The 19,514-nt window shown below is 69.5% G+C and carries 17 protein-coding genes, 1 tRNA gene and 1 other RNA gene; 4 read left to right on the top strand and 15 right to left on the bottom strand.

From position 1 onward, the window contains the following. Window positions 1-110: 110 nt before the first annotated feature. The 4 genes from JMF97_RS03490 to JMF97_RS03505 form a co-directional block, all read right to left on the bottom strand. On the bottom strand, window positions 111-1,079 hold the full coding sequence (locus JMF97_RS03490; protein ID WP_126711673.1) for an aldo/keto reductase: 969 nt from the start codon (window positions 1,077-1,079) through the stop codon (window positions 111-113). Window positions 1,080-1,192: 113 nt separating this feature from the next. Beyond that, on the bottom strand, window positions 1,193-1,942 hold the full coding sequence (locus JMF97_RS03495; RefSeq protein WP_203220176.1) for a hypothetical protein: 750 nt from the start codon (window positions 1,940-1,942) through the stop codon (window positions 1,193-1,195). A 373-nt stretch (window positions 1,943-2,315) separates the two neighbouring features. After that, window positions 2,316-2,388: transfer RNA gene (locus JMF97_RS03500), tRNA-Ala, on the bottom strand. Between the two features lie 88 nt (window positions 2,389-2,476). After that, window positions 2,477-3,067 carry a YqgE/AlgH family protein gene (locus JMF97_RS03505; RefSeq protein WP_043723032.1) on the bottom strand — a complete coding sequence of 197 codons (591 nt, stop codon included), beginning with the start codon at window positions 3,065-3,067 and terminating at the stop codon, window positions 2,477-2,479. Between the two features lie 215 nt (window positions 3,068-3,282). Between JMF97_RS03505 and mdlC the strand changes: the two genes are divergently transcribed. Then, on the top strand, window positions 3,283-4,878 hold the full coding sequence (mdlC, locus tag JMF97_RS03510) for a benzoylformate decarboxylase (RefSeq protein ID WP_203220177.1): 1,596 nt from the start codon (window positions 3,283-3,285) through the stop codon (window positions 4,876-4,878). A gap of 74 nt (window positions 4,879-4,952) precedes the next feature. Here the strand turns inward: mdlC and JMF97_RS03515 are convergent, their stop codons facing one another. The 8 genes from JMF97_RS03515 to pruA form a co-directional block, all read right to left on the bottom strand. Then, window positions 4,953-5,903, bottom strand: a complete 951-nt coding sequence (locus tag JMF97_RS03515) for a hypothetical protein (RefSeq protein ID WP_203220178.1) — start codon at window positions 5,901-5,903, stop codon at window positions 4,953-4,955. A 165-nt stretch (window positions 5,904-6,068) separates the two neighbouring features. After that, window positions 6,069-6,444: a transfer-messenger RNA gene (ssrA, locus tag JMF97_RS03520) on the bottom strand. 106 nt (window positions 6,445-6,550) lie between these two features. After that, entirely contained in the window at window positions 6,551-7,030 is a 480-nt protein-coding gene (gene smpB / locus JMF97_RS03525) for an SsrA-binding protein SmpB (protein ID WP_013731751.1), read from the bottom strand. Between the two features lie 142 nt (window positions 7,031-7,172). After that, window positions 7,173-8,048 carry a permease-like cell division protein FtsX gene (ftsX, locus tag JMF97_RS03530; RefSeq protein ID WP_203220179.1) on the bottom strand — a complete coding sequence of 292 codons (876 nt, stop codon included), beginning with the start codon at window positions 8,046-8,048 and terminating at the stop codon, window positions 7,173-7,175. A 69-nt stretch (window positions 8,049-8,117) separates the two neighbouring features. Next, window positions 8,118-8,798 (bottom strand): cell division ATP-binding protein FtsE, encoded by a 681-nt coding sequence (gene ftsE, locus JMF97_RS03535; protein WP_013731749.1) that lies wholly within the window; start codon window positions 8,796-8,798, stop codon window positions 8,118-8,120. Between the two features lie 118 nt (window positions 8,799-8,916). Continuing rightward, window positions 8,917-10,038 carry a peptide chain release factor 2 gene (gene prfB / locus JMF97_RS03540; RefSeq protein ID WP_203220180.1) on the bottom strand — a complete coding sequence of 374 codons (1,122 nt, stop codon included), beginning with the start codon at window positions 10,036-10,038 and terminating at the stop codon, window positions 8,917-8,919. 95 nt (window positions 10,039-10,133) lie between these two features. Next, complete coding sequence (locus JMF97_RS03545; RefSeq protein WP_203220181.1) at window positions 10,134-10,652, bottom strand: PadR family transcriptional regulator; 519 nt, start codon at window positions 10,650-10,652, stop codon at window positions 10,134-10,136. A 212-nt stretch (window positions 10,653-10,864) separates the two neighbouring features. Next, window positions 10,865-12,493, bottom strand: a complete 1,629-nt coding sequence (pruA, locus tag JMF97_RS03550) for an L-glutamate gamma-semialdehyde dehydrogenase (RefSeq protein WP_203220182.1) — start codon at window positions 12,491-12,493, stop codon at window positions 10,865-10,867. Window positions 12,494-12,796: 303 nt separating this feature from the next. On the opposite strand from pruA, the gene JMF97_RS03555 reads away from it, so the two are divergent. Then, complete coding sequence (locus tag JMF97_RS03555; RefSeq protein WP_203220183.1) at window positions 12,797-13,870, top strand: hypothetical protein; 1,074 nt, start codon at window positions 12,797-12,799, stop codon at window positions 13,868-13,870. A 9-nt stretch (window positions 13,871-13,879) separates the two neighbouring features. On the opposite strand, the gene JMF97_RS03560 is transcribed toward JMF97_RS03555, so the two are convergent. Next, the gene (locus JMF97_RS03560; protein WP_203220184.1) at window positions 13,880-14,398 is read right to left on the bottom strand and encodes a DUF6912 family protein; all 519 of its coding nucleotides are present in this window, start codon (window positions 14,396-14,398) and stop codon (window positions 13,880-13,882) included. 235 nt (window positions 14,399-14,633) lie between these two features. Here JMF97_RS03560 and JMF97_RS03565 point away from each other — a divergent pair, with 235 nt between their 5' ends. Both JMF97_RS03565 and JMF97_RS03570 read left to right on the top strand, forming a co-directional pair. Continuing rightward, window positions 14,634-14,861: a helix-turn-helix transcriptional regulator gene (locus tag JMF97_RS03565; protein ID WP_102658219.1), complete on the top strand. Its 228-nt coding sequence runs from the start codon at window positions 14,634-14,636 to the stop codon at window positions 14,859-14,861. Window positions 14,862-14,977: 116 nt separating this feature from the next. Continuing rightward, the gene (locus JMF97_RS03570) at window positions 14,978-15,589 is read left to right on the top strand and encodes an Rv3235 family protein (protein ID WP_203220185.1); all 612 of its coding nucleotides are present in this window, start codon (window positions 14,978-14,980) and stop codon (window positions 15,587-15,589) included. 351 nt (window positions 15,590-15,940) lie between these two features. On the opposite strand, the gene JMF97_RS03575 is transcribed toward JMF97_RS03570, so the two are convergent. After that, on the bottom strand, window positions 15,941-16,294 hold the full coding sequence (locus JMF97_RS03575; RefSeq protein WP_203220186.1) for a hypothetical protein: 354 nt from the start codon (window positions 16,292-16,294) through the stop codon (window positions 15,941-15,943). Between the two features lie 285 nt (window positions 16,295-16,579). Continuing rightward, window positions 16,580-19,510, bottom strand: coding sequence for a preprotein translocase subunit SecA (gene secA / locus JMF97_RS03580; RefSeq protein ID WP_203220187.1), 2,931 nt, complete (start codon window positions 19,508-19,510; stop codon window positions 16,580-16,582). Window positions 19,511-19,514 lie beyond the last annotated feature (4 nt).

Consider the following 19,514-nt stretch of genomic DNA (forward strand, 5'->3'; position numbering starts at 1 on the left):
CGGCAGCAGTTGCGGGCGGCGGGCGGCGACGCTTGCGGACAGTAACCGTTGCGTGGGTTGAAGCAGAGCAAAGGGGAGGTGGGGGGTAGGGAGGGTGGTCGCCCCCCGGGTCAGCGTCCGGCGCGGGCCCGCACCATTCCCGGTACGGCGGCCAGCCCGGTGACCGGGCGGAACGCCCGCGCCGCGTTGACCAGAGCGGCGTACTCGTCCTCGGTCAGGTCGATCTCCGCAGCGGCGGCGTTGCGTTCCAACTGCTCCACCGTGGATGCCCCCGGAATCGCCACCACGTTCGGGTGCCGCAACACGTACGCCAGGGCGATCTGGCTCGGTGTGGCGTCGTGCGCGGCGGCCACCTGGCGCAACGTCTCGATCAGGGCTGTGCCACGGACCAGATTCTCCGGCAGAAAGTACGGGTTGGCCCGGCGTATCGCCCCGACCGGGGGATGATGCGCGTCGTACCGCCCGGAGAGGAACCCCTGCGCCAGCGGGCTGTACGCGATGACCAGGCGGCCGGCCTGCTCCGCGTACGGCAGGAGGTCTTCCTCGGGCTTGCGGTCGAGCAAGCTGTAGCGGACCTGGTTGCTCAGCACCCGACGGCCCAGCGCGGCCTCGGCGACCTGCCAGCGACGCAGGCTGTAGTTACTCACCCCCACCTCGCCGACCAGGCCGACGTCCTGAAGTGCCCGCATGCCCCGCATGGTGCTCTGGTCGCTGACCACCGGATTGGGCTGGTGCACCTGGTAGAGGTCAATGCTGGTGACCCCGAGCCGGGCCGCCGAGGCGACCGCCCGCTGCTGCACCACGGACGCCACCGGCAACACCGGAAATATCTTGGTCGCGATGGTGACCTTGTCCCGATCGGCGGCCAGCGCCGCGCCGAGAATCCGCTCGCTGCGGCCGAAGCCGTACACCTCGGCGGTGTCGAAGACGGTGACACCCAACTCGACCGCCCGCCGGACGATGTCCGCCGCCAACCGCTCGTAATCCGGGCCGTAACCCCACTCCCGCGACCCGAACTGCCAGGTGCCAAGGCCGATCTTGGACAGGGGTTTCGGCGTGTCGAGCCGCACGTAGCGCATGGCTGGAACCGTACCCGTGACTTGCTCGGCCGACCTGCTGGTCCCCCCGTTCAGCGGCGTCCGCTGGTCGACTCAACCAGCGGACGCCACGGAACCCATCACGGTTGTCTACCTCACGACACGGCTGCGAGGCGCTTGGCCGCAGGAGCAGCCAGTTCCCGGGTGACCTGCTCGGCCCGCTCGGCGGTGTCGGCCCGGGCCTGGATCCTGGAGGCGATCTCACCCCGGGCCAGGAGCACGGTGCAGAGGTGGGTCGAGCCCTCTGGCCCCTCCTCGTTGATCACCTCGCAGAACATCAGCTGGTCGTCGAGCCCGCTCAGGCGGGAAAGCTCCCGCTCGCCGAGAACCCGATGCAGCCCTTCTCGATCTCGGTAGGTGCCGCACCCGAGCCTGCTGCGGATCTGGGCGACGGCGTCGGCTGCGGAGTTGATGCCCCACACGGCGGCGAACTGTTGAATGCGCAGGCCGGACGCCTTCCACTCCCGGCGCTGCCCGAAGGCGCTTCCGTAGACGCCATTTCCCCTCCGGGTCCCGCAAACGCCGGACAGGACGTCGTCCATGTACGGCGATTGGAGTGACACCTCCGCAACGCCGTCGATATCCAGGGCCGGCCCGATCAGCACCGTGCCGACCTGTTCTTCGAGCTCAGGGTCCAAATCGAAGAGGGATTGCACCCCGGTCACCGCCGGGTCGGTGCTGAACGGGTCGGCCGGTGTCGTGGCCGGCCGTTCCCGGCCAACCGTCGGGGAGGTTCCGCCGCTCGGCCCGCAGGCCGCGGTGAGGACGAGCCCCACCACGGCCGCCAGGGCGGTCAGTGACTTACCAGCGACGCGGCGCATCGAGATCGCCTTCGGATCGCTCACGGTCGCGCTCTTCGGTGATCCGATGGTCCACGTCACTTCCTTCACGAGGGAGCCGGACTCTCTCATCTTCACTGCGGCCTTCGCGAGTCACCGCTCACCTCTGCCCTGGGAGGCGCGGGACGGTTGATGTTGGTGTAGCCGTGCCACTGGAGGGGGTCATCGTGGTCCTGGAGCGGGTCGATGCTGATGAACCGGCCAGTCGCTGGGTCGTACGCTCGGACGCCGATGAACACGAGTCCGGCGCTCTCCACCGTGCCGCCGGCCCGTCACCGGAGTGCAGTGTCGGGCGCTGGGTGACCATGGCCGCGACCACCAGATCACGAAAATCGGCACCAGTCGATGACTGGTGCCGATTTTCTGCACAAACACAAGGTGGAGCCGAGGGGACTCGAACCCCTGACCCCCACACTGCCAGTGTGGTGCGCTACCAGCTGCGCCACGGCCCCTTGCGGTTGTCCCCGGTCTCCCGGGCACTGGAAGAACTATACACACGGCACCCGGCATGGTCATCTCGCGGGGTCCCCGTCGGGCGGGTCAGTTGAGCGTCACGTCCGGCGGGAAATGCGCCACCGCCGCCATCATGCCGCCCTGCCGGCGCAGCACCATGGGCCACAGGTCGTCGGGGCGCTCGACGAAGGCGTCGCCGGGCAGCGCGTCCAGCACGAACCAGGAACCCTCCTCGATCTCCTGCTCCAGTTGCCCACCGCCCCAGCCGGCGTACCCGGCGAAGACCCGGATGGTCTGCACGCTCTCCCGCAGCCGGTCCGGGTCGACGGACAGGTCGAGGGTGCCGACGGCTCCGGAGACCTGGTGGAAGCCTTTGAGGCGGCGTACCGGCGAATGCATCCGGGCCAGGCAGATCGCCGACTCGGGCTGCACCGGGCCGCCCTCGAACAGCACCGCCGGGTGCCGGGCCAGATCACCCCAGTCGCGCAGCACGTCGGCCACCGGCACCTCGGTCGCCCGGTTGAGCACCACGCCGAGGGCGCCGCCGGGCTCGTGGGCGACCAACAGGACCACCGTACGGTCGAAGTTGGGATCTTTCAGTGCGGGCGTCGCCACCAGTAGTTTCCCGGTCATCGACTCCATGGCTCGCCCGCCGATCGCCTGCCCCTCTCCCTGCATCACGTGTACCCGTCAGCCGTGCAGCAGCCGAGAGGGCCGGTCGTGGAGACCACCAACGAGCCCTGTCGATGCCATCCGCGCTGTCGTAGCCATGTCTGGCACGATAGCTTGCGTCCCCGGCCATGGCGACGGTCTGATCGTCGTGTGATCGACAGTGATGCCGGCAACGCCGAATGGGCCTGTCGGCCGGAGCCGCCCGGTTAGATTCAGGGGCGATGGCAACGGTCCGTGACACCACCTACGAGCTGCTCCGTGCGCTGGGCATGACCACCGTCTTCGGCAACCCCGGGTCGACCGAGGAGCCGTTCCTGCATGCCTTCCCCGACGACTTCCAGTACGTGCACGCGCTGCACGAGGCGTCGGCGGTCGGCATGGCCGACGGGTACGCCCAGGTCACCGGATTACCGGCACACGTCAACCTGCACACGGCACCCGGCACCGGCAACGCCATGGGCAACATCGTCACCGCCTGGCACAACCGGACACCGCTGATCGTCACCGCCGGGCAGCAGACCCGGCAGATGCTGCTGCTCGAACCGCGGCTCACCGCCCGCCGTCCCACCGAGCTGCCCCAGCCGTACGTGAAGTGGGCGTACGAGCCGGTCCGCGCGCAGGACGTGCCGGCGTCGCTGATGCGGGCGTACGCCACCGCGATCCAACCGCCCGCCGGGCCGGTCTTTCTCTCCCTGCCGTTGGACGACTGGGCGCAGCCTGCCGATCCGCCACCCGCGGTCCGGTCCGTGGCGACCCGGTTCGCGCCCGACCCGCAGCGGCTGCGGCAGTTCGTCGCTGCCCTGACCAGCGCCCGGTCACCGGTCATGGTGCTCGGTGCGGCGGTGGACCGCGCCGACGCCTGGGACTCGGCGGTGGCCGTGGCCGAGCGGCTGGCCGCGCCGGTCTGGTCGGCGCCCGCGCCCGAGCGGACCGCCTTCCCCGAGAGCCACCCGTATTTTCAGGGCGTACTGCCCTACGCCGCCGGGCCGTTGGCCGAGCGGCTGCATGGGCACGACACCGTGCTGGTGGTCGGTGCCCCGGTGTTCCGGTACTACCCGCACGTGCCCGGCGACACCGTGCCCGAGGGCGCCCGGCTGCTGCACGTCACCGACGATCCGGAGGAGGCGGCTCGGGCACCGGTCGGTGACAGCCTGCTCGGCGACGCCGGACTCACCCTCGCCGCCCTGGCCGAGCTGCTGCCGTCGGCGGACCGACCACCGCCGGCCGCCCCACCTGAGCCGCCACCGGTCGAGGATTCCCTCCCGCTGAGTGCGGACGCGCTCTTCGCCGCGTTGGCCCGGTACTGGCCCGAGGACGGGGTGCTCGTGCAGGAGTCACCGTCGAACCTCTCCGCGCTGCGTCGCCGGCTACGGTTCGGCCGACCCGGGTCGTACTTCACGATGGCCAGCGGTGGGCTCGGTTACGGCCTTCCGGCGGCGGTCGGCATCGCGCTGGCGCAACGGGACACCGGCCAGCACCGACCGGTGATCGCGGTGATCGGCGACGGCTCGTTCCACTACTCGGTGCAGGCGCTGTGGACCGCCGCTCAGCTGCGGCTGCCACTGGTCGTCGTCGTTCCGGTGAACCAGCAGTACGCCATCCTCAAGGCGTTCGCCGAACTCAAACACACTCCCGGCGTACCCGGGCTGGATCTTCCCGGCATCGACGTCAGCGCGGTGGCCCGTGGCTACGGCTGCGCCACCGCGGTCGTCGAGAGCCCCGACCAGCTCGGCGAGGCCCTCGACGTGGCGCTGCGCGCGGACGGCCCGACGGTCCTGCCCGTGCCCATCCGCACCGACATCCCCCCACTGCTGTAGGGGTGGGTGTAAGGAAGGGGCCCTTCTTAACGCCTGGGGTATAGGAAGGGCCCCTTGTTAACGCCACAAGGCGCTCAGTTGCCACCGATGCGCAGCGGCGCGCCGGTGAGCGCGTCCAGGACGGGCCGGGCGCCCAGCGGCTCCTTGAGCGTCACCTCGACCGGCTCCATCCTGAGCATCGCGTCGCAGACGTCGGTGGACCGCACCACCATGCCGCCCACCACCACGATGTCGTCGCGCTCCTGCACCAGCGGGGTGATGTCGGTGTCGCAGCTACCGACCCCGAGCCGGAAGGCCAGCCGCGTCCCGTCCACCTCCACGATGTCCTGCGCGGCGACCAGCCCCTCCGGGGCGGTGTCGGAGGGTGCGACCGGCTCGGGCACCGCATCGACCGCGTGCGGTGCGACGGCGGCGGCGGCCACCACGGCACCGATCTCCTCGACGGTGAACAGCCAGGCCGGCACCTGCGCCTCGCCACGGCTGGTGCGCAGCGGCGCGGTACCCAGTTCGACCTTGCTGATGGTGAGCGCGACGCACTCCCCCTGCGGCCGGCTGGCGACCGTGTCGTCCGGTTTGCCGCCGGGCGCGGGCGGCGGCGGGATGGCGGGCTCCTTCGGCCCCGGGCAGGACGGGGGGTCGCTGCCGCGGGTAAGTGCCAGGAACGCGTCGGTGGCGCTGACAAGTGGTACGCGCAGCTGCCCGTCGGGGAAGCGGATGGTGCCGTCGTCGGGCTGCCGGACGGGCAGGTCGGCCGGCTTGCGGTACCAGCCGGCCTGGAACGCCGTCTGGGTCGCCGGCGTGAAGTTCGCCTCGCCGATCAGCACCGCGGGGTCCTGCAGCGGTACGTAGCCCTCGCGCCAACCCGGCCCGGGGTGCCATGCCTCGGCGACTGCGGTGGCCCTCCGGTCGAACGGCTCCTGCTCGTCGGCGGAGATGACAGGAGTGGCCGGCCCGGTGCCGGCCGGCGCGCAGCCGACTACGACGATCATCAGGGGCAGGCCCAGCAGGGCGGTGAAACGACGCATACCTCGTCTGACGGGCTTGCCCCGCGCTGGGTTCCCTGGCAATCCGATCGAACCCTTCTGACCTGGGCTCACGATCGGTCCCTCATGGCATGAAGGCACAATCGGCCTCTTTCCGCGTAGACGCGACTGCGCGCCCCGGCCGGGTGGCCGAGGCGCGCAGTCAGGTGGTGGAGGTGCCGGGAATCGAACCCGGGTCCTTCGCCGCCTTGTCAGGGCTTCTCCGAGCGCAGCTCGCTGTGCCTCTACTCGGCCCCTCCGATCACGCGAGCGAGTCGGTGTGACGGGCCCAGTCGCTGATTGATCTCGCCGCACGGACCCCGCGACCGGGTCCGATTGGCCAGCCTTCTAGCTGATGCCGGCTAGCTGGGTCGAAGGCGCTCCCAGGCCGACAGACTTGCTACTCGCCTCAGGCGGCGAGAGCGAAGTCAGCGCGATTGTGCTTGGCGCTTATTGGTTTCCGACGAACGATTCTCGAGACGACGTCGGCTTCCTCGGCTCGCTTCCCCTGCCGCAACGTACGAAGTCGAAACCAGTCACCCCCTCGACAGGCCGCCAACTTCCGGCGGCTCCGACAAGCGTAACGCCTGCCGCAACCCGATTCATCCCGAGGTCACGTCGCCGACGCGACCATGGGTGATCCGGACAAATCACTCAGCCATGCCCTTTCCTCGCCGGCCGACCGCACGTTGGATCTCCCGGTCGGCGTCCCGCTTGGCGAGGTCCTGGCGCTTGTCGTACGCCTTCTTGCCCTTGGCCAGGCCGATCTCCACCTTGGCCCAGCCGTCGGAGAAGTAGACCTGCAACGGCACCAGGGTCAGCCCGCTCTCCCGGGTCTTGCCGATCAGGCGGTCGATCTCCAACCGCTTGAGCAGCAGTTTGCGGGTACGCCGAGGCTCGTGGTTGGTCCAGGTGCCCTGGGTGTACTCCGGGATGTGCATGCCGTGCAGATACAGCTCACCGTCGCGCTCCTGGGCGAACGCGTCGACCAGCGACGCCCGCCCGGCCCGCAGCGACTTCACCTCGGTGCCGGTCAACGCCATGCCCGCCTCGTACGTGTCGAGGATGGCGTAGTCGTGGCGGGCCTTCTTGTTGGAGGCGACGACCTTGCGCCCCTTTTCCCGTGGCATCGCCGCGCCACCTCCTTTCGTTGCCTGCTCCCCCGGGCGACGTGCCGGCCGGAGAGCGGAGATCATGCTACCCGAACGACAAGGGCCCTTCCGCGCGGTTTATTCCAGCGCCGAAGGGCCCTTGCGACGGTCGTACCGGAAGCTAGACCCGCAGGTAGAAGCGGAGCGTGACCCAGGCGGTGACCGCGCTGATCAGGCCACCGACGCCCGCCATCACCGGGAAGGTCAGCAGCACCTCGCTCCAACTGACCGGGGCGAACAGGCCCTGCAGGGCGCTGAGTGCGTCGTCGAAGAGGAACTTCTTCAACGCGACCAGGGCACCCAACCCGAGCACCGAGCCGATCACGCCGGCGACCACGGCTTCTAGGACGAAGGGTGCCTGGATGAACCAGTTCGAGGCGCCGACCAGCTTCATGACCGCGACTTCACGCCGTTTGCTGTACGCGGCCACCTGGATCGTGTTGGCCACCAGGAGCAGCGCTGCGACGGCCATGGCGATGGCGGCGGCCAGCGCGACGTTCTGCCCGGCGGTGAACAGGTTGAAGATCTTGTCGAGCACCTGGCTCTGGTCGACCACCTGGTCGACCCCCGCGGCCGAGGAGTACTGCTCCGAGATGGACTTGTACTGCTCCGGGTCGACCAGGTTCAGCCGGTACGACTCGGGCAACTGGTCCGCCTTGACCGCGCTGAGCAGGTCCGGCGAGTCCCGGAACATCTCCTGGAAACGCTGGAAGGCCTCGTCCTTGTTGACGTAGGTGACCTGTGAGATCAGCGGGTCGGCCTCCAGTCGGGAGCCCAGTGCCGCACGGTCCTCTTCCGAGATGTCGGTCTTCAGGAAGATCGACACCTGGATGTTCTCGAAGTACAGGTCCTTCATGTCGGCGACCTTGGTGTAGATCAGGCCGCTGGCACCGAGCATGGTCAGCGAGACGCCCAACGTGATGATCATCGCGATGGTCATGGTCACGTTGCGCCACAGTCCGACCAGTACCTCGGACAGGACGTATTTCATCCGCATCGGGATATTCCTCCGGCTCTCCGGCGTGAGGTGTTCGTCGTCAGATCGGGGTGCGGTGGGCTGCGCTCGTCACCCGTAGACGCCGCGGGCCTGGTCGCGGACGATGCGGCCGCTCTCGATCTCGATGACCCGGCGGCGCATCTGGTTCACGATGTTGGAGTCGTGCGTGACCATCACGACTGTCGTGCCGGTGCGGTTGATCCGGTCCAGCAGGCGCATGATTTCGATGGACGTGTCCGGGTCCAGGTTTCCGGTCGGCTCGTCGGCCAGCAGGATCAGGGGACGGTTCACGAACGCCCGGGCGACTGCGACACGCTGCTGCTCACCACCGGAGAGCTCGTGCGGGTAGCGATGCTCCTTGCCACCGAGACCCACCAGCTCCAACACCTCCGGCACGACCCGGCGGGCCACCGCCTTGGTCTTGCCGATCACCTCGAGCGCGAAGGCCACGTTCTCGTACGCGGTGCGGTTGGGCAGCAGCCGGAAGTCCTGGAAGACGCAGCCGATCGAGCGGCGGAAGTGTGGGCGCTTCCAGGACCGCATCGAGGTGACGTCCTTGCCGTTGACGACGACGCGACCCTTGTTGGGGGTCACCTCGTGCAGCAGCATCTTGATGATCGTGGACTTGCCGGAGCCGGATGGGCCGATGAAGAAGACGAACTCGCCCTTGTCGATCGACACGGACACGTTGTCGAGCGAAGGCCGCGACGCCTTCGGGTACGTCTTCGTCACTTGCTCAAGCTGAATCACGGGTGGTGAGTCTACGCCGTGTAACTGTCGTGCCAAGTCCTACGCCCCGCCGTTGCGGGGGAAGTCATTGATCCAGCACGTCATGTGGAGATCGATGACGCACTCCGCCCACGACCGGTCACGCAGCGTCGCCGGCGAGTTGCTGCTGCTTGCGCCAACGGATCCCCGCTTCGATGAAGGAGTCGAGCTCACCGTCGAAGACCGCGCTCGGGTTACCGGTCTCCTGCTCGGTACGCAAATCCTTCACCATCTGATACGGGTGCAGCACGTACGACCGCATCTGGTCGCCCCACGAGCCCGCGGCGTCGGTCTTCAGGCCCGCCATCTTGGCCTGTTCCTCCTGCCGCTTGCGCTCCAGCAGCCGGGCCTGGAGCACGCGCAGCGCGGACGCCTTGTTCTGCAGCTGCGACTTCTCGTTCTGGCAGGTCACCACGATGCCGGTCGGGATGTGGGTGATCCGCACCGCCGAGTCGGTGGTGTTGACGCTCTGCCCACCGGGCCCGGACGAGCGGTAGACGTCGATCCGCATCTCGTTCTCGGGGATGTCGATGTGGTCGGTCTGCTCGACCACCGGCAGCACCTCGACGCCGGCGAAGCTGGTCTGCCGACGGCCCTGGTTGTCGAACGGGCTGATCCGCACCAGCCGGTGGGTGCCGGACTCCACGCTCAGCGTGCCGTAGGCGTACGGGACCTTGACCGTGAAGGTGGCCGACTTGAGGCCCGCCTCCTCGGCGTACGAGGTCTCGTAGACCTCGGTCGGGTAGCCGTGCCGCTCCGCCCAGCGCAGGTACATCCGCAGCAGCATCTCGGCGAAGTCCGCCGCGTCCACACCACCGGCACCGGCCCGGATGGCCACCAGCGCCTCCCGGGAGTCGTACTCGCCGGAGAGCAGGGTGCGGACCTCCATCTCCTGGATGGCCTTGGCCAGCCCGGTGATCTCCGACTCGACCTCGGAGAGGACTCCCGAGTCGGCCTCGGCCTCGGCCAGCTCCAGCAGCACGTTCGCGTCGTCGATCCGCGAGCGCAGGCTACCCAGCTTCTCGATCTCGCCGTTGACGTACGACAGCTGCGAGGTCACCTGTTGGGCCCGGGCCTGGTCGTCCCACAGGTCCGGGGCGGACGCCTCCTGCTCCAGGCGGGCCTTGTCCGCCCGCAGGCGGTCCAGGTCGAGCACCGCCTCGATGTTGCGCAGGGTGGCGTCGAGATCCTTGAGCTGGTCGGCGTAATCGGCAGCGGTCACGACAGACAAGGGTACTGCTCGGACGAGGAGTGAGCTTGCGAGCCCCGCAGTCCGAGCCAAAATGGCTCCGCTCGGACGAGGAGTGAGCTTGCTGGTCAGCTGCTGACTGGTGCGTTCTTGAGCCAGGACAGGGCAGCCTTGTGGTACGCCACGGCGAACTCCAGCGCGCTCGCGTCGTACGTGTCGCCTTCCTTGCGAGCGGCCTTGACCTGCTCGCGGACCCGGGCCAGCGCCTCGGTGTGGTATTCGTTGGCCACGGCCTGGAGGCTCTTCAGCTGGGTCGCGGAGTGCAGTTGCCCGAAGGCGATCCGCAGGGCGATCGGGTTGCGGATGGTGTCCCGCCCCGGATCCTCGGCCAGCCAGCGGGAAAAGGTCCGCTTACCGGCTGCCGTGATCGCGTACGGTTGACTCATCCGCGGCCCGGGCTTACCCAGCCGGACGAGGCCCTTCTCGGCCAGCACCGGCAACTCCCGGTAGACCTGGCTGCGGGTCATCGACCAGTACGGCGCCAGCCGGCGCTCGGCGGCGGCCATCAACTGGCCACCTGTCATGGGGCCCTCGTGGAGCAGCCCGAGCAGGGCCGCCGCCGTGGGGTTGACTCCGGATTCCGCCATGCCGTTCACGCTGCCACTTTGACGGGCCGGCGTCCAGGATTTCACCGTTTCGCCACCCATTGGGGTTTCCTATGTGCACTGTCGGTGCGCGACGGTCCACCGGCGGCCCCGGCAACGGCACCACTCGACCAGGAGCGCCCATCCCGAGCGGCGACGTTAAAAGGGGCCCCTTCCTATACACGAGGCGTTAAGAAGGGGCCCTTCCTTACACCTCAGCCCATGTGGGGGTAGGTGTGGTCGGTGGGGGGCACGAAGGTTTCCTTGATCGTCCGGGGGGACATCCAGCGGACCAGGTTGTGCCAGGAACCGGCCTTGTCGTTGGTGCCGCTGGCGCGGGCGCCACCGAAGGGCTGCTGCCCGACGACCGCACCGGTCGGCTTGTCGTTGATGTAGAAGTTGCCGGCCGCGTACCGCATCTTCTCGGCCACCGCGTCGACCACCCGGCGGTCGGTGGCGAAGATCGACCCGGTCAGCGCGTACGGCGCGATCGCCTCGGCCTGGGTGACCACCTCGTCGAAGCGGGCGTCGTCGAAGACGTGCACGCCGAGGATCGGCCCGAAGTACTCGGTGGTGAACGTCTCGTGGGCCGGGTCACCGCATTCGAAGATGGTCGGGCGGACGAACCAGCCGACCGAGTCGTCGGCGGTGCCGCCGGCGATGATCCGGCAGCTGTCGTCGCCGGAGATCAACTCCAGGGCGGCGGTGTGCCGGGAGAACGCCTTGTCGTCGATGACCGCGCCACCGAAGTTGCGGAAGTCGGTGACGTCGCCGTAGGTCAGGCCGTCCGCGGTGGCGGCCAGCCGGTCGCGCAGGCCACCTTCCCAGATCGACCGGGGAACGTACGCCCGGGAGGCCGCCGAGCACTTCTGGCCCTGGTATTCGAAGGCGCCCCGGATCAGCGCGGTGTGCAGGGCGTCGACGTCAGCGCTGGTGTGCGCCACCACGAAGTCCTTGCCGCCGGTCTCGCCGACCAGCCGGGGGTAGCCCCGGTAGCCGGCGATGTTCTCGCCCACGGTGCGCCAGAGGTGCTGGAAGACCTTGGTCGAGCCGGTGAAGTGGATGCCGGCCAGGTCGGGGTCGGCGAGCACCACGTCGGAGACCTCCTCGCCCCGACCGGTGACCATGTTGATCACGCCGGGGGGCAGGCCGGCCGCCTCGAACAGCCGCATGGTGAAGTGCGCCGCGAACTGCTGGGTCGGGCCCGGCTTCCAGACCACCGTGTTGCCCAGCAGGGCCGGAGCCGAGGGCAGGTTGCCGGCGATCGCGGTGAAGTTGAACGGGGTGACCGCGTAGACGAAGCCCTCCAGCGGCCGGTGGTCGAACCGGTTCCACACGCCGGGCGAGGACATCGGCTGCTCGGCGAGCAGCTTGCGGGCGAAGTACACGTTGAACCGCAGGAAGTCGATGAACTCGCAGGCCGAGTCGATCTCGGCCTGCACGGCGGTCTTCGACTGGCCGAGCATGGTGGCCGCGTTGAGGGTGTCGCGCCACGGGCCGGCGAGCAGTTCGGCGGCGCGCAGGAAGATCGCGGCCCGCTCCTCGAAGGGCAGTGCCCGCCATCCCGGGGCGGCGTCCTTGGCCGCCTTGACCGCGGCCCGGGCGTCGTCGTGGGTGGCGTGCCCGGTGACCCCGAGCACGTGCGCGTGCCGGTGCGGCTGCACCACCTGGATCGGCGCGCCGCCGGCCATCCGCTGCTCGCCCGCGATGGTCATCGGCAGGTCGATCTGCTCGGCGGCCAGCTCGGTGAGTCGCCGCTGGAGCCGTTCGGCGTCGGCGCTGCCCGGCTCGTAGGTGCGCACCGGCTCGTTGTGCGGCTCGGGTACGGAGAACACGGCGTCCATCAGGGCTCCTGGCGATCTCGACGACGGTGGCGAAACCGGCCCCAAGGGTGGCGGGACCGCGCGCCAATCTTCCCACGACCAGCTTCGACCGATCACCCCCTGGCCGTTGGACGACCGTGGATCCGGAGGCAACCGGAGGAGCCAGGCAGAGATTCGTACCTTGAGGGCCATGCAAACCGAAGGAACATAGATCATTTCGGCGACGCGCGGGGCTCAGGCTCCTCCTCCGCCGGGCCGCGTACGCTGGATTGCCGGTGACGTGCCCGGGCCGGATCGCCAGGTCCGGGCGGCGAAGGGGAAACGATGAGCAACCAGCCCGGTGGGCCGACCGCCGCGCAACCCGACCGGCCGCAGACCACCGACGAGGTGGCTGCCGACGGGCCGGATCCCGCCCCGACCCAGGACGCCGACGGGTCCGTCGAGCTGCTCAGCGACGCCGCGGACGGCTCCGCCCCACCGCCGCGCGCGCCGGGCACCCTCGGGTTGGCGCTGCTGGCGACCGGCTGGCTGGCCGCCATGCTCTGGTCCACCCGGGAGGCGATCCAGTCGGCCACCGCCGGCGTCACCGCGATCAGCCTGTCCGCGTTCGCCCTGCCCGGCGTGATCTCGGCCGCCCTGGTGGCCGGTGCCGCGGTGGGCCTGGCGGTCAGCGAGCCGGTCACCCGCCGGGGCGATCGGGCCACCCTGCGCTTCGCGGTGGCGGTCGGCGTCGGCCTGCTGGTCGGGCTCGCCGCCGCCCTGGCCATCGAGCTCAGCTACGACGGCAACACCACTACCCGCACGATCGCCGGTACGACCGCCGCCGCGGCCGTCATCGGCGGCGCGTTGGCCGGTGCGCGCAACGGGGCGGTGATCGGCGCCGTCGTCTCCGCCGCGCTCGGCACGCTGCTCTTCGTCGTGGGCTTCAGCGTCGCCCGGGATCCCCTGTTCAACCTGTTCGGCGCGGGCGACAGCCAGCAGTCGCTGGTCAGTGCGGCCACCTGGGTCTCGCGTACCGAATCGCTGCTCGCCGGACTCCTCGCCGGCCTGCTGGCCTTCGGCTATCTCACCTGGGCCCGGCGGCGAGCCGCCCGCCGCGACAGCACCGTCACCGCCCTGCGCTGGCCGGCGTACCTGGTCGCCGGGGCCGGCCCTGGGCTCCTGCTGCTGCTCGCCGAGGTGATCATCCGGGTCGGCGGGCGTTCCCTGATCGACCTGGCCGCCGCGCTGAGCGAGGCGGACGCGGTGGCGCAGACCTCGCTGGGCACCTCGCGGGTGGACAACGGGATCTGGGTGCTGTTCGTGGGCGCCCTCACCGCCATGATCATCTTCGGCCGTACGCTGTCCCCGGCCCCGGAGACCGACCCCGAACCCGCCGAGGCCGGCGCAGCGCGCTGAGCGCGCGGGTCACCCCTGGTCGGCGGCGTCGCGCAGCAGCAGGTCCAGCTCGCTGGGGTCGTACCACTCCAGCTCGTGGTCCTCGACACCATCGACGGTGAACTGCGCGTCCGGGTCGCCGGCCAGCGCCTCCACCACCACCTTCGCGGCGGCGGTGACATCCGGTACGGCGTCGACGCCGTCGACGTGCAGGGCCGCCACGGCGTTGACCGCTACCACCTGACGCAGCTCCACCACGCTCGAACCCAGCTCACCGTCACCCCGGCCGAGCACCGACGCGGGCAGATCCGCCGAGACCACCACCCGCCGACGCGGTGCCGCAGGATCATGATGGAGCAGTTGCAGGGCGTCCTGCGCGGCCCGGGTGAAGGCGACGTACTCCAACTCCTCCTCGTCGCCCTCCGCGTACCACTCGCGCAGCATCGGGGTCACCGCGTGCGCCTGGGTCGCGGCAAGGCCGTGCTCGGGCAGCCTGGTCAGCATCGGTACGGTCGCCGACAGGTACACCCGGACAAGCTGGTCGGTCACGGTCGGTCTCCCCTGCTCTGCTCCGGTCGGCGACTGCGCCGCCCCGGGCGCACGCTCACCCTGAACGTCATACACCCCCCGCCACCGTGGTGAAAGCTCGGGGCGGCCGGTGTGTCCGACGCGGCACCCACCGGTGGCACGCTCCGCGCCTGCTTACGATGTCACCCCTCGACCGCAGACCCTGTCGTCCCTCGATGGCAAACTGAGGCAAACGACGCCAACCCGGGGAGTTCACGTGGAGCCCAGGTTCCTGCTCCTGTCCGACGTGGCCGCCGAGCTGAACGTGTCGGATTCGCAGGTCTACCACATGGTGCGCAGCGGCGAGCTGCCTGCGATCAAGATCGGCGGTCGGGGCCAGTGGCGCGTCGAGCGCGCCCGGCTGGAGGAGTACATCCAGCAGAAGTACGCGGAAACCGCCGAGTGGGTACGCGGAAATCCGCTGACCGAGCGCGAACCCGAGTAGTCGCACCACCCCGAAGGCATTGACCGACGGCTCTGCCGTGCCACAGAATGAGGTCTATCGAAAGCAAACGAAGGCAAACGTAGGGAACAACCGGATCGAACGAGAGGGCCAGGGCGATGATCGATCCCCGGCGACCCGGGCCGAGCCACCCGCCCGTGCGGTTGCGGCCGGCACCCGCGTACGACCCGCCCTTCGTCGACGAGAGCGCCGGATGGCCCGAACCGGGCGACGGCCAACTCGCCCTCGACCTCTTCTCCGCCCACCAGCGATCCGCTCGGCATGCCTCGGAGCGCCCACCCCACCCGCGGGTCACCGCCCGCCCGGTCCCCGTACGCCCCGGCCATGACCCGGTCCGGCAGCTACCACCCGGCGCCCTGGCCACCGCCACCCCGTCGGCCACCCGGGTCGCCTACCGCTTCGTGGCAAACTGCATCGAGGTCTTCAACGGCTTCCGGCCGCCGGTGCAACTTCGCCGTCAACTGGACCCCACACGCAGCGCCCAACTGCTGCCCGAGCTGGCTCGCGCCACCGCCCGCGCTGTCCCGACGCGCCGCCGTACCCCCCGCCCCACTCTCCGGCTCCGCCGCCTGCGCGTCTGCGAACTCCACCCCGCCGCCATCGAGGCCGCCGCCGTCCTCACCGGCGTCGTCGACACCAACTGGGCCATGGCACTACGTCTGGAGCACCGGCGCGGCACCTGGCTCTGCACCGACCTACGCGTCCTCTGACACCCCGACGCCCCCGTAACCCGCGCACTGGCACCCTCGGCAGCCCATCCCGATTTTGCATGCTTACCCACTGACCAAGCCCGACCTCAGCCCCGCATCGTCACCCTGCTCACCCCGCACCCAGCCGCGATCACCGACCATCCGCCCAGGCCAACCTCAACATCGGGACCCTGGGGCGGCCCAGCTGCCGCACCCACAGCATCTTCAAGATCGCGCTCGATCCTGGATGGAGTGGTCACCTCGCCGCTCCGAGACCACTCGATCCCACATCGAGCAGGATCTTGCCCTGCCAACCCGCACCAGCTCCCCCGAGCGCAACGCGAAGACGGCGCGGAGGGCCAACGCGGAGGATCAGCGCAAGGGCCAGCGCGGAGCGCAACGCGAAGGCAGCGCGGAGGACCAGCGCAAGGGCCAGCGCGTAGAGCCAGCGCGGAGGACCAGCGCAAGAGCCAACGCGAAGCGCAACGCGAAGCGCAACGCGAAGCGCAACGCGAAGAGCCAGCGCAAGAGCCAGCGTGGAGAGGACAGCGTGGGGTCAACGCGAATACCTACCCCGCTGACCAACCCCCGGATCGACCACAGCCCTGCGTCGCCACCCGCCTCATCCCGCAAGCCGACCCCGATCTGGTGGCCCGTCCGGGCCGACGTCACCACCACCCACGCATGTTCTTCAAGATCGCGCTCGATCCTGGATCGAGTGGTCACCTCGCCGCTCCGAGACCACTCGATCCCACATCGAGCAGGATCTTGCCCCCGCCACCCCGCTCCAGCACCAGCACCAGCACCCCCGAGCGCAACGCGAAGGCGACGCGGAGGGCACGACGCGAAGGGGCACGACGCGAAGGGGCGCGGCGCGGAGGACGCAGTGTAGGGAGGGCACAGAGCAGGGGGCCACGGGAACGCCAGCGGGGGAAGGGCGACGCAGGGCAGGGGGAATGTCGAAGCCCCGGACACCGCGTCAGCGGTGGCCGGGGCTTCGGGGGTGCTCAGTCAGCTGGCCGAGGTGCCACCGGGGGCACCGTGGCAGCGCTTGTACTTACGCCCGGAGCCGCAGGGGCACGGTGCGTTACGGGACGGGCCGTTGCTGGCTGCGGCCTGCCCGTTGGCCGCCGTCTGGCGGGCCGTGCTGGATGCCACTCCGGCACCGCGCAGGCCATTGGCCTGACGCTGCGGCGCGGCCGGGGCGGTGCGGCCGGGGGCTGCCGGTGCGTCGGGCTCCGGGCCACCGATGCCGAGCGCCGGGGCGCGCTGGTCGTCGCGCTGCACGGCGACCGCACCGGCGCCGGCCTCACCGTCGATGGTGGGGGCGGAGTACTGAAGGCCCTGCTGCTGCGGTGCACGGCCGAGGCCCTTGGCCCGGATCTCCACCGGCTTGTCCAGCAGCTGGACTTCCTCTTCCTCGGGCTCCGGCTCGTTGACCTGCACCTCGAGGTTGTAGAGGAAGCCGACCGTCTCCTCCTTGATGCCTTCCATCATGGTGGCGAACATGGCGAAACCCTCGCGCTGGTATTCCACCACCGGGTCACGCTGGGCGTACGCCCGCAGCGTGATGCCCTCCTGGAGGTAGTCCATCTCGTAGAGGTGTTCACGCCACTTGCGGTCGATGACCTGGAGCAGGACCATCCGCTCCAGCTGCCGGGTGCCCTCGGCACCGAGCTGCTCCTCACGACGGTCGTACGCGGCGTGCGCGTCCGCCCGCAGTCGGGAGATGAGGAAGTCGGCGTCGATGCCGGCCCGGGAACCGCCGGCCTCCTCCTCCATCTCCTCGATGGTGATGCCCACCGGGTAGAGCTGCTTGAGGCTGGCCCAGAGCTGCTCGAGATCCCACTCCTCGGCGTAGTTCTCCGACGTGGCGCCCTGGACGTACGCCTCGATCACGTCGTCGATCATGTTGCGGACCTGCTCGGAGAGGTCCTCGCCGTTGAGTACGCGCAGCCGCTCGGCGTAGATCACCTGGCGCTGCTGGTTCATGACCTCGTCGTACTTGAGGACGTTCTTGCGGATCTCGGCGTTCTGCCCCTCGATCTGGGCCTGCGCGCTCTTGATCTGGCGGGTGACCATCTTCGACTCGATGGGCACGTCCTCCGGGATGTTGAAGCGCTCCATGACCGCCTCGACCGCACCGGAGCGGAACCGCTTCATCAGCTCGTCCTGAAGCGACAGGTAGAAGCGCGACTCGCCCGGGTCACCCTGCCGGCCGGACCGACCGCGCAGCTGGTTGTCGATCCGCCGGGACTCGTGCCGCTCGGTGCCCAGCACGTAGAGCCCACCGGCGGCGGCCACTTCCTCGGCCTCGGCCTCGCAGGCCTGCTTCCACTTCGGCAGGACCTCTTCCATCGCCTTGTCGTACTCTTCGGCGTTCTCCACCGGGTCGAGTCCGCGCTGACGCAGCTCGCTGGCGGCGAGGAACTCGGCGTTGCCGCCGAGCAGGATGTCGGTGCCTCGACCGGCCATGTTGGTGGCGACGGTGACCGCGCCCTTACGGCCGGCCTGCGCGACGATCTCCGCCTCGCGGGCGTGGAACTTCGCGTTCAGCACCGAGTGCGGGATGCCCCGGCGGCGCAGCAGCTGGGAGAGGATCTCGGAGTTCTCCACCGAGACGGTGCCGACCAGCACCGGCTGCCCGGCCTGGTGGCGCTCGGCGATGTCCTCGATGACCGCGTTGAACTTGGCCTTCTCGGTCTTGTAGATGACGTCGGCCCGGTCCTGCCGGACCATCGGCCGGTGGGTCGGGATGGTCACCACGCCGACCTTGTAGACCTTGTTGAACTCGCCCGCCTCGGTCTGGGCGGTACCGGTCATGCCGGAGAGCTTGTCGTAGAGGCGGAAGTAGTTCTGCAGGGTGATGGTGGCCAGGGTCTGGTTCTCCTGCTTGATCTCCACCCCCTCCTTGGCCTCGATCGCCTGGTGCATGCCCTCGTTGTAGCGGCGCCCGTGCAGGATGCGGCCGGTGAACTCGTCGACGATCAGGACCTCGCCGTCGCTGACGATGTAGTCCTTGTCGCGCTTGTACAGCTCCTTGGCCTTGATGGCGTTGTTCAGGTAGCCGACCAGCGGAGTGTTCACCGACTCGTAGAGGTTGTCGATGCCGAGGCGGTCCTCGACCTTGGCCACGCCGCGCTCGGTGACCGCGATGGTGCGCTTGGCGTAGTCGACCTCGTAGTCGCCCTCGCCGTCCTTGCCGGCCTGCAGGCGGGCCACCACGGCGGCGAACTCGCCGTACCAGCGGGCGGAGTGCTCGGCCGGACCGGAGATGATCAGCGGGGTCCGGGCCTCGTCGATCAGGATGGAGTCGACCTCGTCGACCACGGCGAAGTTGTGGCCGCGCTGGACCAGCTCGTCCTTCGACCAGGCCATGTTGTCGCGCAGGTAGTCGAAGCCGAACTCGTTGTTGGTGCCGTAGGTGATGTCGCACTCGTACGCCGCGCGGTGCTCGGTGGCGGGCCGGTTGGGCAGCACCACACCGACGGTCAGGCCGAGGAACTGGTGCACCCGACCCATCCAGGCCGCGTCACGCTGGGCCAGGTAGTCGTTGACGGTGACCACGTGCACGCCCTTGCCGGACAGCGCGTTGAGGTAGACCGGCATGACCGAGGTCAGCGTCTTACCCTCACCGGTCTTCATCTCGGCGATGTTGCCGAAGTGCAGCGCCGCGCCGCCCATCACCTGGACGTCGTACGGTCGCTGACCGAGCACCCGCGCCGCTGCCTCCCGGCAGACCGCGAACGCCTCGGGCAGCAGGTCGTCCAGGGTCTCGCCTTCGGCGAGCCGTTCCCTGAACTGCTCGGTCATGCCGCTCAGCTCTTCGTCGGTGAGGTTGACGTAGTCGTCCTCGATCGAGTTGACGGCGGCGGCGATCGCCTTCAGCCGGCGCACCATGCGCCCCTCGCCCGCGCGAAGGACCTTTTCCAGAATCGACACGGAT

Origin of the sequence: Micromonospora fiedleri, from assembly GCF_016774385.1 — a bacterium.
GTDB classification, from domain to species: Bacteria; Actinomycetota; Actinomycetes; order Mycobacteriales; family Micromonosporaceae; genus Micromonospora; species Micromonospora gifhornensis.

Coding starts and splice junctions, on each gene's coding strand:
- JMF97_RS03505 (WP_043723032.1), bottom strand. CDS start 3,067: ATGCAGGGAGAGGGGCAGGCGATCGGCGGGCGAGCCATGGAGTCGATG.
- JMF97_RS03570 (WP_203220185.1), top strand. CDS start 14,978: ATGATCGATCCCCGGCGACCCGGGCCGAGCCACCCGCCCGTGCGGTTG.
- pruA (WP_203220182.1), bottom strand. CDS start 12,493: ATGGACGCCGTGTTCTCCGTACCCGAGCCGCACAACGAGCCGGTGCGC.
- JMF97_RS03490 (WP_126711673.1), bottom strand. CDS start 1,079: ATGCGCTACGTGCGGCTCGACACGCCGAAACCCCTGTCCAAGATCGGC.
- JMF97_RS03555 (WP_203220183.1), top strand. CDS start 12,797: ATGAGCAACCAGCCCGGTGGGCCGACCGCCGCGCAACCCGACCGGCCG.
- JMF97_RS03545 (WP_203220181.1), bottom strand. CDS start 10,652: ATGGCGGAATCCGGAGTCAACCCCACGGCGGCGGCCCTGCTCGGGCTG.
- smpB (WP_013731751.1), bottom strand. CDS start 7,030: ATGCCACGGGAAAAGGGGCGCAAGGTCGTCGCCTCCAACAAGAAGGCC.
- JMF97_RS03515 (WP_203220178.1), bottom strand. CDS start 5,903: ATGCGTCGTTTCACCGCCCTGCTGGGCCTGCCCCTGATGATCGTCGTA.
- mdlC (WP_203220177.1), top strand. CDS start 3,283: ATGGCAACGGTCCGTGACACCACCTACGAGCTGCTCCGTGCGCTGGGC.
- ftsX (WP_203220179.1), bottom strand. CDS start 8,048: ATGCGGATGAAATACGTCCTGTCCGAGGTACTGGTCGGACTGTGGCGC.